We start from the raw sequence: 13,541 nt of genomic DNA on the forward strand, positions 1-13,541 counted from the left end.
AGTGTCGGTGATCGCAATTTAAAGCGAGCCGACACTTTTTTACTACTTGTTATCGTTTTTAGATGCAGCTTTCATCGAATTCAACATCTGATGTAACTTCTTTTCGGACGGGCGTTGACCCATTTGCATCATCATACTACGAAGCATTTCTTCACTAATTGGTGGATTTTGCTTCAAGTAATTTTGCATATAGTGCCGGGCACCGAAGAAACCACCAGTTAACCCAACCAATACGCCGATAACGACGATTAAAATCCAAATTCCTGTAGACACAGTCATTCCCCTCCCTTATTACAGTCTTCATTAAACTAGTCTACACAAATTAATAATAAAAGAAAAGGAAAATTTGTCAGTTGACAAATTTTCCTGAAATCGGTTAATCATCTCGAAGACCGCGATCGCGTTGCACTTGACGGACCTTTTCTGGCGTAACCTCTTTACCATCTTTATCATAAACCTGAAGCATTTCAACTTGTTGCCGAAAACCGGCGCGAAATTCCTTCAAGTATTTTTGCCGCAACTCTTGACGTTCGGCTTCTTCTAGCTCGGTGAGCCCCTCGGCTTTCGCCTTATGAGCTAACTCATTGATCCGAGCAAGCAATTCTTTTGAAATCAAATCAGCAGCCCCTTTCACTCTTGAAATATACACGAAATTAGACCCTAAATCAATTAATAGTGTTTGTCAACCGAACATTTGTTTGAAAGCTATGAAACGCTATGCTACAATTGGTTTAACCAATAATGAAAATAAAAAATGAGGTGCCAAGATGAGTAAAACATCGGAAAGCAAACAAATGGCCGTTCTTCGCTTTATTTATGAACGTGTCAATGAAAAAGGATACCCGCCAACCGTTCGTGAGATTGGTGAAGCCGTTGACTTATCTTCGACTTCGACCGTTCACGGCCACATTTCACGGCTAGAAAAAAAAGGTTACATCCAAAAAGACCCAACTAAGCCACGTGCCATTGAGGTAACGCCAGCCGGTTTCGAAGCACTGGGCGTCGAAACTACGCCACATCAAATTCCGGTACTTGGAACGGTAACCGCCGGCCAACCAATTCTTGCCGTACAGGAAGCGACGGATTATTTTCCAATTCCTAAGGAACTTGAATCATTCGGTGGCGACCTTTTCATGCTCACCATCCGTGGCGAAAGTATGATCAATATCGGTATCATGAATGGTGATCAAGTCATTGTTCGGCGTCAAAGTTCCGCTGACAATGGTGATATCATCATTGCCATGACCGATGAAAATGAAGCGACTTGCAAGCGATTCTTCAAAGAGGCCGATCACTACCGACTACAACCTGAGAACGACACGATGGCGCCAATTATCTTGAACAACGTCTCTGTATTAGGCAAAGTTGTCGGTTTATATCGCGACATGCTGTTTCAGTAAACTATCACCCACAAGATGACAATTCAATTTGTCATCTTTTTTATTCGCCAGTTTTTAGAGCAGGTTGATGGCATGCCTACAGATTCCACTCACAAATATTTACACCCTTCCCGCCGTGCCAGGGACGAGAGCACGTTATTTGCGACAAAAGCACGCCCCCATTCCGGATTCACCTTGCCATAATCCCGTAGTGCCCAACCGATTGCCTTCTGAATAAAAAAGTCATCATCACCCCGATTCGTTAGTATCGCCGTTTGTAAATTGGCAATCCGTCCTCTTTCAAGCCTAATCGAAGCGCGATACCTACTCGTCGCACCTATTTATTGGTAGCTCGTAAATATACCACCCGCTTGTTGTAAACAACCGTGCGCTGAGAGATACGCTGCAAGAACCTTGCACCAGGCATCAACACTATCCCACTGTGGCGTTACTGTGATTTGGTGGTAGCACCATTGCTATTGAATCAGCGGCGCCTGATTCTCCCGATGTATCGACAGAAAAAGTGCTGGCGCCAAATTGGTTATTAGTCGGATCTCTTTTCAAAATATTTCAAATCTGTGACGAACAGCCAATAGTTCAATGGTATAATGATTATACTATTTTAAACATTGGGAGTTGGTTACATGTTGTTCCTAGCCATTATGGGCTTGATTGTTTTTCTATTAGCATTATTTTCCGTGATTTACGCACGTCAAACCGGTGGTGGTTGGAAATTTCTAACACTAATTACGGTCCTCAGCGCCCTGGTCACCATCTACGCGGTCGTTAAATTGCCTTACTGGCCATACAACCAGTCACAGCAATCGGCGCGCAAAGCATCATCTAGCACGAGTACTAGCGCTAGTACCAGCAAGTCCAAATCAACGAGCTTGAGTTCCTCACAAGTCGTTTTTAACGAAGCCAGCACCAAACGCGCGGCCGCAACGATTAAGTTGAATGAAGAAAATATCCTTAAACAATTACAATCTAACTATCAATCGATTGGTACCGTTGCATTCACCAAGTCAACGAAAACATATACGATTACGCCAACCAATAAAAAGTACGTTAAATCTTTGAAGACGATTAAATCATATCCATCTCAAAACCAAAAAGCAATCACCACGATTACTTCGAATTTTAAATCGTTGTCAAAATCGCTCCAAAAGAATCTTGCCGCTGGTTACACGATTCAGTTGCTACAACCAGATACCACTGACAAGACGCTGTTGAGTGTCCAAGATGGTCAAATTATGACCAATAACTTCAAATAGGAAAAGTCACTTGTCTAGCAAATTTGCTAGTAACAAGTGACTTTTTTTGTTTAAACTTGTTGATCCAAATATTGACGTTGTTCGTTCTTTTGACCGGTCAATACGAATCGATGGGGATCATCAGCATAGCTGACCGACTGATCATCGGCCCGCCATTGCAATTGATGACTGAATAAGGCTTCATACTCCGCCACACTAACTCGGCGACGACGAGCCAACCGTTGTGGTAGGCCATGATCTAAACCGGTCTGATAATCCGGCTGAATAACCCCGGTATAAAATTCACCCTCGGCACCCGAGCCATAACTGAATAATCCGAGTCGATTCCCTGGTTGTAACTGAGGATCAGTCAGTAACTGCGATAACAAGCTCAAATAGAGTGAACCAGTATACAAGTTACCAACTTGTCGATTTAGCTGACGCGCATGTTCGAAGTGCGCCAACCACTGGGCTTGTTTCTCGGCATCAACTAATGGTAACACGCTTCGAAGCGCTTTAAGTCCCATCTTTGTATATGGCAAATGAAAAACCAAGGCCGTCAGTGCGTCTGGACTAGTTTGAGTCGTTTGCAGGTAATTCTTAAACACATCTTGAAAATAATCAATATAGATATTAGACGAGTATTTGCCGTCAACTAGGGCTTCTGTATGATACAACGGTCGCCAAAAGTCCATCACATCTTCGCTCAGTAGACTTGACTCAGTACCCAGTACTAATACTTTAGGATCCGCACTAATTAACATAGCAACCGCCCCACCACCTTGAGTTGGCTCGCCCGGTGTGTTCAATCCGTAGCGTGCCACGTCACTACCAATGACCAGCGCCTTTTTATCTGGATGAACACGCACGTGATCTTGGGCCAGTTGGACACCAGCCGTCGCCGCATAGCAGGCTTCTTTCATTTCAATTGTTCGAACCCGCTGACTCAAACCGAGCAACTTAGCGACGTAAATCGCACTCGCTTTGGAATTGTCGATCCCCGACTCGGTACCGACGACTAATAAATCAATAGCCGCAATGTCAGTCGCTGTCAGCATCGGTGCGGCAGCATTAGCAGCTAACGTCACTACATCCTGACTCGGCGGAATCACCGCCATTTTAGACTGACCAATACCAATCAAATACTTATCAGGTTCTGCCTGGCGAGCTGTTGCCAGTTCCGCCATGTCTACGTATAAATGTGAAGTTGCAAAATGCAACTTGTCGATTCCAACTTTCACGTCTTTTCCTCCAATTTGTTAATGACAATAAGGGATTAATATGCACGTCCGCGTGGCCCTAAGTAATGAAAATCAGGGTCAGTTCCGACCCGATAGCAGCTGAAAGCCCGACTAATTTCATTATGAAAAGTCACAACAATTGCCGGTGTCGCCCAAGTAGACGCCGCCCAAAAAACGGTGTCATCAAACGCCCGGTTGTCATTCGGGTAGCGGTGATAGCCTTGTACATTGTCCCAAATGGTGCCGTGCGTATTCAACCAATCTTCAGCAAGTCCGGCGTCCACCTGCATCATCACGTCTTGATTATCAGCAATCAAACTACTTAGTTTTTGCCAATCGAGTTGCCAATCATGAATATGGGGATTCAGTCCGCGTGTGCCAAGTGGTGTATGCCCCAATGCGATCGGTGTCAATTCTACAAAGTCCATCTTGACCACCCCGTTCGTTAACCATCCTAAGATTTCTTAACTATTATAGCATTTCACGACAAAAATACTGCCCGCAATTGCTTGACCTGGGACGGGTTCCATAATTTATGCTGTTATTAAATAAGGCGATCAAGACAAGCACCAAGTAAGGAGCGCGGTAAACATGTGGTTCTCACGTCATCAAAAACGAAATAGTCTTCAGGCACCTGTCGCTGGTACTTATACGGCGATTCCCACTGCCACATCACCCCAACAAATCGGGCTATTAGCCATACAACCGACCAGTCCGGTGATTAATGCCCCGATTGATGGTGATATCATTAGCCTGTCACCCTCGCGTCTCGTTATCAATTCGCTGAGCAATCAACATATTGAACTGCGTATCGACCGGACGAACTTCCACAACAACTGTACCTGGCAAGTACGCGTGGGCGATTCCGTTTCACCATTAACAATTGTAGGGACACTTTATGGATCCTTAAAAGACGTCACCATCGCTGTCTATCGAATTGATACCATTCAGGCCACTAATTGGGTTTCACTCGCAAATAATTAGCTGTTTACGGCTATAGATTCATATCCGCTAATTGGGCATTTCGGTTGTCAAAATATAAATTTGACGGTTGTGAATATTTCTAAGTCCACCTTGACACCCATCGCCCAATCTCAAAAAGATAAATCACAATAATCACTTTTCCAACAGCTTCAACGGGCCATGCTACTGTGCCCAGTTGGAGTTGTTTTTTTTGCAAACTACTCAACACTGCCAGGTGTGAAATTTGAAATAACATGACGCATCGCTGTCGACGTACTTGATTGGTGGTGTAATTGACAAGCTATCATGACATCATTACAATTTTTGTGGTTTGATATTTGATTGCTTTATACCTTAATTCAAGCTATGATATTCATACTGGTTTAAAATTCCTTTCTTTATTAATCAGTAGGAGCCCTGATTAATAGATCAATCTAAAAATTATAAAAAGGTCGGATACAATTATCATGAAAACCATGAGTCTTGTTGTTCCATGCTATAACGAGGAACCAACGATTGAAATCTTTTATAACACCGTTGAAAAAGTCCTGGCAGATAATCCAGAGTCGTTCAAGGATATCACTACTGAATATGTTTTCGTTAATGATGGCTCATCTGACGACACTTTGAACGTACTACGAACTTTAAACGCCGCCCATCCTGACACTGTTCACTATGTCTCCTTTTCGCGAAATTTCGGTAAGGAAGCTGGTTTATTAGCCGGCTTAGAACACACTATCGGCGATTACGTCGCCGTCATGGACGTTGATCTACAAGATCCACCAACTTTATTGCCTAAAATGCTGGCGATGCTTCAAACCGGTGACTATGACTGTATCGGAACAATGCGGGAAAATCGTGTCGGTGAACCAATGATTCGGTCATTCTTATCACGCTCGTTTTACTCAGTTGTCAACAAAATTTCAAAAGTACAAATTATTCCAAACGCCCGTGATTACCGGTTAATGACACGTCAGATGGTTGATGCCATCTTGGAATTGCCCGAATATAACCGATTTTCAAAAGGCATCTTCAACTGGGTCGGTTTCCGAACGACTTATTTGAAGTTTGAGAATCAGCCCCGCTCCGCTGGCGAAACACACTGGTCAATTTGGCAGCTGTTCAATTATTCAATGGACGCTATCGTCGACTTTTCAGATGTACCCCTGAAGATTGCGACCTTCACCGGTGGCTTGCTCTCACTAATCTCAATTATCAGTATATTTGTCGTTATTATTCGTAAAATATTATTTGATAACAGCGTCAGTGGTTGGGCTTCAACCGTCACAATTTTACTCTTAATCGGCGGCATCCAGCTGTTCTGTCTGGGGATTATCGGTAATTATATTGGTAAAATTTATATCGAATCAAAACACCGGCCCCACTACATTGTGCAGGAAAAGAAGTAAACTTTTCAACCTAAACTGAGACGCATACGACCATATCGGGAAAATGGTATGGTCGTGTGCGTTTCGGCATCTGGATGAAGTTAAAGGTTATGAATGAAATTATTATTTAAAAGCTCTTTTGGGGGCATCAGTCCTTGTCAAGTTGATGAATGAAATAATATGATTTTTAATTACTTTTCAAACGGCTTCATCGCGGTATTCAAATGCGGTAGAGCCGTTTCTTTGTACTATTCGTATGATTTCATTAAAGTATTAAAAGCCTGGTTAAAGGTATCAACCACCGCCTCGCTGGTTGGCTGACTTAACTAAAGATGTTTTAGAGCGCCGTAAATCGGGCTTTGTGCTTGTTATTAGCCCATAAACGACTTCGGTGGAATCGGATAATCCTACTTGGTTAGACTGAGTTACTTGATTTAATTTCTTACTTAGTTTGTTTGATGCGTTGAGGCCGCTTAATACAACTTTAACATTTTAGATGGAGTACAGATACAGACATCAAGTGTTTAACTGAAAACCCAAAACCAATCGATTCATGATGAAGCAACTTATTATAGACTGAGCGCGACAAACCTGGCTTGCTCAACAAGGTGGCCTGAACACCATGAATATCCGAGCCGACGGTTTTGATTCCTTGATAGGCTAATTTATGTTGTGCATTCAATCTTTGTGCTGTATTTTTTGGACTTTTTTAAAAAGAAGTCAAACCTCCTGCTCCTTGATTTGAATCTTAAGTTGACGTTTCTTGAGCCTTAGTCGTTCAACCTCAGTCATTTTTTCAATTGGTTTCGTCCATCCAAGCCGGTCTTTAAGTGCGATGTAACCATTGGTGGTGGTTTTGAGCATCCAGAAACGGATTTGCTGATAAGATACATTGTAATGTTTCGCTGCTCGGGAATATGCATGTTCACTCACCGTAATGTATTCAACGATTCTAATGCGTTCTTCAAAAGTTATTTTTCTACTCATAATGTGGACCAGCAATTCACTGATCCGGTCCTCCAGCCGTCTAGTACTTCTAAGGCCAAATCTGATTTGAATATCCCACAAACTACTTTCATCATTCAAGTACGCTGATATGGCCTGCCGCTTAATCTCTGAGATATATCGAATCCAATTGTGCTGTTCTTTTAATCCTTCCAGACCATCCTGCATATAAAAATTTTGACATCTGATGAAAGTACTTCGAGCGATACCACACGCTTTAAAACACGTTGATTTAGTCAGGTTAGTTTTTTCAAGACCCAGAATAATAGCTAATTTTTCTGTGACCATAAAATTGGTTCTAGATATAATAAAATCTCCTTAAAATTGATAGATGAAGTATATCATTTCATCTATCAACCTTAAGGGGACTATAGCACTTAAAACTGTCTGGCTCGTTTTGGTTACTGAATAGTGTCCACTTGCTAACGATTATCGGAATCTAATGTACCGTGTACATCGTTTCAGTCCTATCTGAAACTCGGAAACCATTTTTCAACGGCACCGCTGCTGGTAATTTACCAATAGTAGTATTACCAGCATGACCTACGTACACATGCGATTGGCCATAATGCGTATCAGCCTTAGCTTCATCAGCCTTACTTTCAACGCTTTCATCGCTGGCATACCGATAACGTCCATTGGTTGTAAAGGTCTGCGAAGGCAAGTCTGGCCGTAGCCCAGCGGCGGCTTGTAGTTGCCGACTCACCTGTACGCGACTGTCCGGATAAACCTCTACCATACTACGGCCAGCAACATCAAACGTTCGCCACTAAAATGTCAATCGTTTTACTCGATATCGCTTAAAAGTTTTACGACTTTTAAACAGTGTTAACATATCGTGATTCGTCAAATTAGTCCTCATTTGATCTTTCAAATCACCGACAACTTTGGCCCCTTTAGACGAAAGCCCTTCCTGATTCAAGCGCTTGACCATTGCGTAAAAGACGGCTTGCTGCCGAAAACCACGGTGTTGATCGTTGTCAATATGTCTTTCGCGTGCATAGGCTAATGCACGTGCACCAGACATCGATTGCAAACCTGCTTTAAATTTTTCTGGTTTTCCCCAGTAATCTTGTCCGATAAAATCACGATCAACATTAACTTCAACGGGACCAATATCATCGATTGCCCTAATAAAACCATCCCAATTAACAGTTAGATAATAATCAATTGGTAAATTCAAATAATGTTCAACGGTCGCTATCGCCGCTGCATCACCACCATAGGTATACGCCGATTCAATGCGCTGATAACCATGATATTGCTGCGAATGGATCTTAACAAAAGTATCCCGTAATAAACTACATAAGGTCATTGTTTTAGTTTTATGGTTTACAATGACTACCATCATTCCATCCGTGCGCGTTGTCGATAATTTGCGCTTGCCACTATTATCTAACCCCATCAATAAAAAAGTACTGACCGGTTGCTGGGTCAAATTATGATGCGACTTAATAACTCGTGACTCATGGAACGAGTGCAACATGTCAAATAACCGAATACCTTGAATTGTGAAAGCTACTAACATAAAGGTTATACAACTCGTTACTAGTACAATTAGTCGTTTTCTTTGCCATTTAGGTAGTTGCCGCCTTCTCATAAACTCAGTCCCCCCGCATTTCATTCATATCGCGCTTAAATTGATCAGTAATTGCCATTGTCTTGGCCCAAATTTGTTGCTCAGTACGTTGATTTCTAGGCGTCTTAATCTGATAAGTGTTCATAATTTGTGCAGGTTTCCCTCCTAGAACATAAATGACGTCTGAAAGACGAACCGCTTCAGAAATATTATGCGTTATCAAAACAATCGCTTGCATTTTAAATTTCCTGCGTTCCCATAATGTGATCAAATCTTGCCCTAACCGCTGCCCTGTTAAAACATCCAGTGCTGAAAACGGTTCATCCAAAAGGAGCAGTTCTGGCTCAACAGCAAGTGCACGCGCAAAACCAACGCGTTGTTTCATCCCTCCAGATAGTTCATAGGGGTACGCATTTTTCAACCCTTTTAAACCAATCAAATTAATTAAATTGTCAATTTGATTGTCAACATATTGACAGTCAGAATTAAGCTGACTTTCTAGGCCAAACATGATATTTTGACGTACTGTCAACCATGGAAATAGCGCAAAGTTCTGAAATACCATACTCATACGGCGATTAGGAGCCGTGACTAAATTACCATCAAAAGTAATGGCGCCATAGCTGGGCCGAATAATCCCCGCAATCATTCGTAATAGTGTTGATTTTCCGACACCAGACGAACCAATAATACTAATAAACTGGTGGGTTTGAACCTGCAAACTAACCGCTTCCAAAATCAGTTCAGACTGCCGTTGTTTTGAAAGTATAAATGACTTTGAAACGTGATCAACATCTAATAAAACTGCTTTTTTCAACTTAAACTCCTCCTCGTATTAATAATGAAAGCGACGTTCAGCAAATCGATATAATGGTTGCCAAATCAACACAACGCATAACCCAACAATGACACAAATAATCAGTACTCCAGTTGCTTCTGCAGGCTTATTATTGATATTTTGGGCAATGTAAGCACCAAGTCCAGTAACCGCATACTGGTGGGTACCCCAGCTAATCAATTCAGCCGCAATATCAGCATTCCAGGCTGCCCCAGCAGCATTAATAATTGCGGTAATGAACGATGGAAACAGTGATGGAATTAAAAAGTGTGTCCACCAACGCCACCCTGACAGGTGAAAAATATTAACAACATCTTTGATATCACTGGGAATTGCCAGATACCCCGCGATAATGTTGAAAAAAAAGTACCATTGAGTTCCAGTCATTATCAATGGAATGACCCACCAATGCTGTGTCGTCCCTGTCAACGTAATCATTAATGCAACAATTGGAATATAAATATCCGCGGGAATTGATCCTAAAACTTGTCCAACCGGTTGAATCAGTTTTAACCGCCGCGCATTACTAGCAACCCATACGGCAAGTGGAATAAAAATAAGCGCCGAAAGTAAAACAGCTATCAACACACGACTAGTTGTTAGGAAGGTCCATTTAAACAAAACACTCAAATTAATCCAATCAAGATATTTTATTAGTAATACACCCAAGCGATATAGACCAACAGCTATTACTAGCCACCATGCAATACGCCAATATACCGTATATTTTTTTAATATTCGTATAATCCGTGAAAAGCCCAGTTTTTGCCATTGCTTTGGAGCACAATATAACCACCAATACCGGATATGACGATGTAATCGCTTAACTAACAGCGGCACTTTAGCCATAACCATCAAATCATAGACTTGCGATTGCTGTGGTAGTTGGCTATCGGTACTCGTACCGTATTTATAATGTGCCGTTCCTTTAATCAGCGGTTGAAAAATAAACACATTGACCAATAACACACAGATAACTAGCGCAATCACTGCATTAATAACAGCACCAAAATTAGCTGTATCAAGCGCAATCTGGATGTATGATCCAATTCCTGGTAGCACTAATGTTTCATTTTTAGGAACCACGATAGTCGCTTGTTCACAAGCGACTAGGGCAAACCAAGCGGCCGATTGAGAAATGACAATATTCCATAGAATGCTTGGCGTCGCATAAAGAAATTCTAAGCGCCAGAATCGTTGCCAGCTATTACAGCCAAATTGCTTAGCCACTGTCATCAAGTCTTCGGGCGTAACCCGAAGTGACTGATAGAGAGCCAACATAATATTCCAGGCCTGTGCAGTGAAAACGCCGAAAATAGCAACGGCCTCAACACCCAGCACATTATTGGGAAACAATCCCATGAACCATGCAGTTGTAAACGTTAAAAATCCCAATAACGGCACTGACTCCAATAAATTAACAATCGGCAAAATAACATAGCGTGCACTTCGATAGCGCGCTGCTAATATGCCAAAAATCAAAGAAAACAATATTGAGTAGCCCATTCCAATGAATAGTCTCGTTGTTGTTCGTAACGCAGCCGCTACTAAATGTGACATTGTTAAGTAGTCTTTACCTCCCGTAGTATCTAAATAACCCTGAGTGGGTAATCGACTGAGCGGCAGGTTCATCTTGGCAATGCACCAGCCAATCATAAGCAATATTCCAATACTTAGTCCAAGCCACATCATCGTTCCCACCACAGAACGTACTTTAATCCCTCTTTTTAAACTTGTCATGGTGACTCCTTTCCATGTTCAAGTTGTTTTTAGGCAAATAAAACCCCATTAGCAAATTGCAGCTAATGGGGTAAAAAACTAAAATGGATAACGATTTTTGCATCGACGCATTCATTGAGTTTTAGCACTTTAAGACGTAAGAACTAGTCTAGTTATCTTGAAAGAGCCTTAATTCGGCAAATTCTGCTTTACTCATTCCTGTCTCTCGACATTTCTGGGCGATAACCTATATTCTTAAAGTAACCTCACCTAATTGCAACTGATTTTTATTGCTGATGTAATCAACAATGCTATCATAGTTTCAAGATCTTTAACCGTCAATAGAAACCAGCTAATGATAATCATTAACAAGTGATTATTTATACTTTTTAGGTTTCCTTTATAATCGTAACTTTTTCTTAACTATTTATCTCTAAACAAATTACTCGTACTGTCTAGCTTGAAATTTGGACTTTAATTGCCACAAAAATCCTGTTACTTAGTGAAAAATTCTCGGTACCGAAAAAATGGAGCGCACGTTAGGATACTGTGTCGCAAGAACCAAGCCAACCCCCATAAAATCGCCAATTATGGCCGAACCTCCCTGACTAACAAAAGGTAACGGAATTCCCGTTAAAGGTAACAGCCCAATCGTCATGCCAATGTTTTCAAACATATGGAAAGCTAGCATTACGGCTACTCCAGTGGAAACATAGACATAAAATCGGCGTCGACTAGCGAATGCTGAGCGAAAAATTAGATAAAACAAGTACATGTAAACGATAAGTAAGACACTACAGCCAATGAACCCAGTTGTCTCACCAACAACCGAAAAAATCATATCTGATTCCCTAACTGGCACATAAACAGCGTTATGAGTTACACCATTCCCAGTTAATCCACCCACCCCAACCGCTCGCATACTTTGCCACAATTGATAGCTTTGATCCGAGACGCCATTGCTTGGGTTAAGCCACGTATTGATGCGATCAAACTGGTACAATTTAAATCCGATATGAGATAACAGAGATTGGCCCGTGCTCGATGTCGCTAACAAAATTAAAACAACCCCAATGGATCCGGCCACCAATAACACACGCCACAAAAAACTAAACCGGCATGGTGAAACAATGAGCATACCAATAAAAATTGTCAGAAAAACTAACGTCGTTCCAAAATCATTGATGATTTTCAACGCAACAATAATTGGAAAAGTGTAAATAACTAAGCGACGTGTCAACCGCCAATCCGCATTAAAATTATTGTGGGGTCCCCACTGTTGATCTTGAACGATTAACCGGCCCATCATTAAAATATAGAGCGGTTTCATAACTTCAACTGGTTGAAAAGTCAGTGTACCAATTGCAAACCAACTTTTAGCCCCTGTTTGAACATAATATTCTCGACTATAGAAGACCAATAAAAGTATCAATAACAGCATGCCAATTGAATAGCCAATCGGGGCCCACTGCATCAATTGTTTTTCACTTAGGTGAAGCATCGTTGTCGCTATCAATGCACCCACAAGGTACCAGAGACACTGCATCATTGTCGTCCGAACAGGATCAATCACTTTTAAATCATGCAGACAAGCATAGTAAACAGCCCACATACCAATACAACAGAGTATGATGACACATAATATAATCCCCCAGCCATAGTCGCCAATATGTTTATGCTCTTGCCACCGACCAAGTTCTCTATTATTCATTTGTTACCCCCCATAAATAAAATTTATACCGGGCTTAGTATAGCGGTAAATCCAAGTATTTTATATTTTAAGTGGCTTTTTTATGCTTAATTAATCGATTTAACCGGATTCTAAATATTGCATTAAAATCTTAATAATCGTGGCTAAGCCTCTTGCTAGCCACGATAAATTAATTGATACAACATTTGATTATTATTACGGTTAATATTTTGCACGTTGTTGACTAATCGTCTTAAAATCTTAGCGTCAATCTAATATTTGACGCTACCTTTAAATCTTTTGAATAAATATTTATTCCAGCAGAAAATTATGCTATACTTATTAAGTACCATATGGAGAGTTGGCAGAGTGGTAATGCACCGGACTCGAAATCCGGCGAACCGGCTAATACCGGCGCGCAGGTTCAAATCCTGTACTCTCCTTAAATTGATTATCTGTACCAACTTTGAGCGTCGTCAATCGTTG

Annotated in this window: 15 protein-coding genes, 1 tRNA gene and 1 riboswitch; of the genes, 5 read left to right on the forward strand and 11 right to left on the reverse strand. The window is 41.4% G+C overall.

Annotated elements, in window-relative coordinates:
- Nucleotides 1-42: 42 nt before the first annotated feature.
- Nucleotides 43-279 carry a YneF family protein gene (locus MMY95_RS02605; protein WP_003640745.1) on the reverse strand — a complete coding sequence of 79 codons (237 nt, stop codon included), beginning with the start codon at nt 277-279 and terminating at the stop codon, nt 43-45.
- Between the two features lie 97 nt (nt 280-376).
- Nucleotides 377-616, reverse strand: coding sequence for a DUF896 domain-containing protein (locus MMY95_RS02610; protein WP_003644501.1), 240 nt, complete (start codon nt 614-616; stop codon nt 377-379).
- A 151-nt stretch (nt 617-767) separates the two neighbouring features.
- On the opposite strand from MMY95_RS02610, the gene lexA reads away from it, so the two are divergent.
- The gene (lexA, locus tag MMY95_RS02615) at nt 768-1,400 is read left to right on the forward strand and encodes a transcriptional repressor LexA (protein WP_003640747.1); all 633 of its coding nucleotides are present in this window, start codon (nt 768-770) and stop codon (nt 1,398-1,400) included.
- A gap of 89 nt (nt 1,401-1,489) precedes the next feature.
- Here lexA and MMY95_RS02620 read toward each other — a convergent pair whose 3' ends face one another.
- Nucleotides 1,490-1,720, reverse strand: a complete 231-nt coding sequence (locus MMY95_RS02620) for a DNA alkylation repair protein (RefSeq protein WP_089178220.1) — start codon at nt 1,718-1,720, stop codon at nt 1,490-1,492.
- A 303-nt stretch (nt 1,721-2,023) separates the two neighbouring features.
- Between MMY95_RS02620 and MMY95_RS02625 the strand changes: the two genes are divergently transcribed.
- The gene (locus MMY95_RS02625; RefSeq protein WP_241277483.1) at nt 2,024-2,653 is read left to right on the forward strand and encodes a hypothetical protein; all 630 of its coding nucleotides are present in this window, start codon (nt 2,024-2,026) and stop codon (nt 2,651-2,653) included.
- Nucleotides 2,654-2,703: 50 nt separating this feature from the next.
- On the opposite strand, the gene MMY95_RS02630 is transcribed toward MMY95_RS02625, so the two are convergent.
- A complete protein-coding gene (locus tag MMY95_RS02630; protein WP_013355614.1) occupies nt 2,704-3,873 on the reverse strand; it encodes a hydroxymethylglutaryl-CoA synthase in 1,170 nt (389 codons plus the stop codon).
- A 35-nt stretch (nt 3,874-3,908) separates the two neighbouring features.
- A complete protein-coding gene (locus MMY95_RS02635; RefSeq protein ID WP_053267825.1) occupies nt 3,909-4,301 on the reverse strand; it encodes a hypothetical protein in 393 nt (130 codons plus the stop codon).
- 163 nt (nt 4,302-4,464) lie between these two features.
- Between MMY95_RS02635 and MMY95_RS02640 the strand changes: the two genes are divergently transcribed.
- Nucleotides 4,465-4,857: a hypothetical protein gene (locus MMY95_RS02640; RefSeq protein WP_015640487.1), complete on the forward strand. Its 393-nt coding sequence runs from the start codon at nt 4,465-4,467 to the stop codon at nt 4,855-4,857.
- Nucleotides 4,858-5,303: 446 nt separating this feature from the next.
- Complete coding sequence (locus MMY95_RS02645) at nt 5,304-6,245, forward strand: glycosyltransferase family 2 protein (RefSeq protein WP_003645635.1); 942 nt, start codon at nt 5,304-5,306, stop codon at nt 6,243-6,245.
- Between the two features lie 699 nt (nt 6,246-6,944).
- Here MMY95_RS02645 and MMY95_RS02650 read toward each other — a convergent pair.
- The 6 genes from MMY95_RS02650 to MMY95_RS02675 all read right to left on the reverse strand — a co-directional run bounded on the left by MMY95_RS02650 (nt 6,945) and on the right by MMY95_RS02675 (nt 13,076).
- Nucleotides 6,945-7,517, reverse strand: a complete 573-nt coding sequence (locus tag MMY95_RS02650) for a helix-turn-helix domain containing protein (protein ID WP_003645636.1) — start codon at nt 7,515-7,517, stop codon at nt 6,945-6,947.
- 151 nt (nt 7,518-7,668) lie between these two features.
- Nucleotides 7,669-7,968: a hypothetical protein gene (locus MMY95_RS02655; RefSeq protein ID WP_241277484.1), complete on the reverse strand. Its 300-nt coding sequence runs from the start codon at nt 7,966-7,968 to the stop codon at nt 7,669-7,671.
- Nucleotides 7,969-7,998: 30 nt separating this feature from the next.
- Nucleotides 7,999-8,757 carry an LCP family protein gene (locus MMY95_RS02660; RefSeq protein ID WP_241277485.1) on the reverse strand — a complete coding sequence of 253 codons (759 nt, stop codon included), beginning with the start codon at nt 8,755-8,757 and terminating at the stop codon, nt 7,999-8,001.
- A gap of 76 nt (nt 8,758-8,833) precedes the next feature.
- Entirely contained in the window at nt 8,834-9,625 is a 792-nt protein-coding gene (locus tag MMY95_RS02665) for an ABC transporter ATP-binding protein (protein WP_003645638.1), read from the reverse strand.
- An 18-nt stretch (nt 9,626-9,643) separates the two neighbouring features.
- Nucleotides 9,644-11,386, reverse strand: a complete 1,743-nt coding sequence (locus MMY95_RS02670; protein WP_241277486.1) for an ABC transporter permease subunit — start codon at nt 11,384-11,386, stop codon at nt 9,644-9,646.
- A gap of 100 nt (nt 11,387-11,486) precedes the next feature.
- A riboswitch (M-box (ykoK) riboswitch) is annotated at nt 11,487-11,650 on the reverse strand.
- Between the two features lie 214 nt (nt 11,651-11,864).
- The gene (locus tag MMY95_RS02675; RefSeq protein WP_003644508.1) at nt 11,865-13,076 is read right to left on the reverse strand and encodes an FtsW/RodA/SpoVE family cell cycle protein; all 1,212 of its coding nucleotides are present in this window, start codon (nt 13,074-13,076) and stop codon (nt 11,865-11,867) included.
- Nucleotides 13,077-13,410: 334 nt separating this feature from the next.
- Here MMY95_RS02675 and MMY95_RS02680 point away from each other — a divergent pair.
- A tRNA-Ser gene (locus MMY95_RS02680) sits at nt 13,411-13,498 on the forward strand.
- Nucleotides 13,499-13,541 lie beyond the last annotated feature (43 nt).

Origin of the sequence: Lactiplantibacillus sp. ME-2 (assembly GCF_022549155.1) — a bacterium.
Taxonomy (GTDB): domain Bacteria; phylum Bacillota; class Bacilli; order Lactobacillales; family Lactobacillaceae; genus Lactiplantibacillus; species Lactiplantibacillus plantarum.

What these genes read in the sequence shown, in the direction of transcription:
- MMY95_RS02605 (WP_003640745.1), bottom strand. Translation starts at nt 279, where the DNA reads ATGACTGTGTCTACAGGAATTTGGATTTTAATCGTCGTTATCGGCGTA.
- lexA (WP_003640747.1), top strand. Translation starts at nt 768, where the DNA reads ATGAGTAAAACATCGGAAAGCAAACAAATGGCCGTTCTTCGCTTTATT.
- MMY95_RS02625 (WP_241277483.1), top strand. Translation starts at nt 2,024, where the DNA reads ATGTTGTTCCTAGCCATTATGGGCTTGATTGTTTTTCTATTAGCATTA.
- MMY95_RS02635 (WP_053267825.1), bottom strand. Translation starts at nt 4,301, where the DNA reads ATGGACTTTGTAGAATTGACACCGATCGCATTGGGGCATACACCACTT.
- MMY95_RS02640 (WP_015640487.1), top strand. Translation starts at nt 4,465, where the DNA reads ATGTGGTTCTCACGTCATCAAAAACGAAATAGTCTTCAGGCACCTGTC.
- MMY95_RS02645 (WP_003645635.1), top strand. Translation starts at nt 5,304, where the DNA reads ATGAAAACCATGAGTCTTGTTGTTCCATGCTATAACGAGGAACCAACG.
- MMY95_RS02650 (WP_003645636.1), bottom strand. Translation starts at nt 7,517, where the DNA reads ATGGTCACAGAAAAATTAGCTATTATTCTGGGTCTTGAAAAAACTAAC.
- MMY95_RS02655 (WP_241277484.1), bottom strand. Translation starts at nt 7,968, where the DNA reads ATGGTAGAGGTTTATCCGGACAGTCGCGTACAGGTGAGTCGGCAACTA.
- MMY95_RS02660 (WP_241277485.1), bottom strand. Translation starts at nt 8,757, where the DNA reads ATGTTAGTAGCTTTCACAATTCAAGGTATTCGGTTATTTGACATGTTG.
- MMY95_RS02670 (WP_241277486.1), bottom strand. Translation starts at nt 11,386, where the DNA reads ATGACAAGTTTAAAAAGAGGGATTAAAGTACGTTCTGTGGTGGGAACG.
- MMY95_RS02675 (WP_003644508.1), bottom strand. Translation starts at nt 13,076, where the DNA reads ATGAATAATAGAGAACTTGGTCGGTGGCAAGAGCATAAACATATTGGC.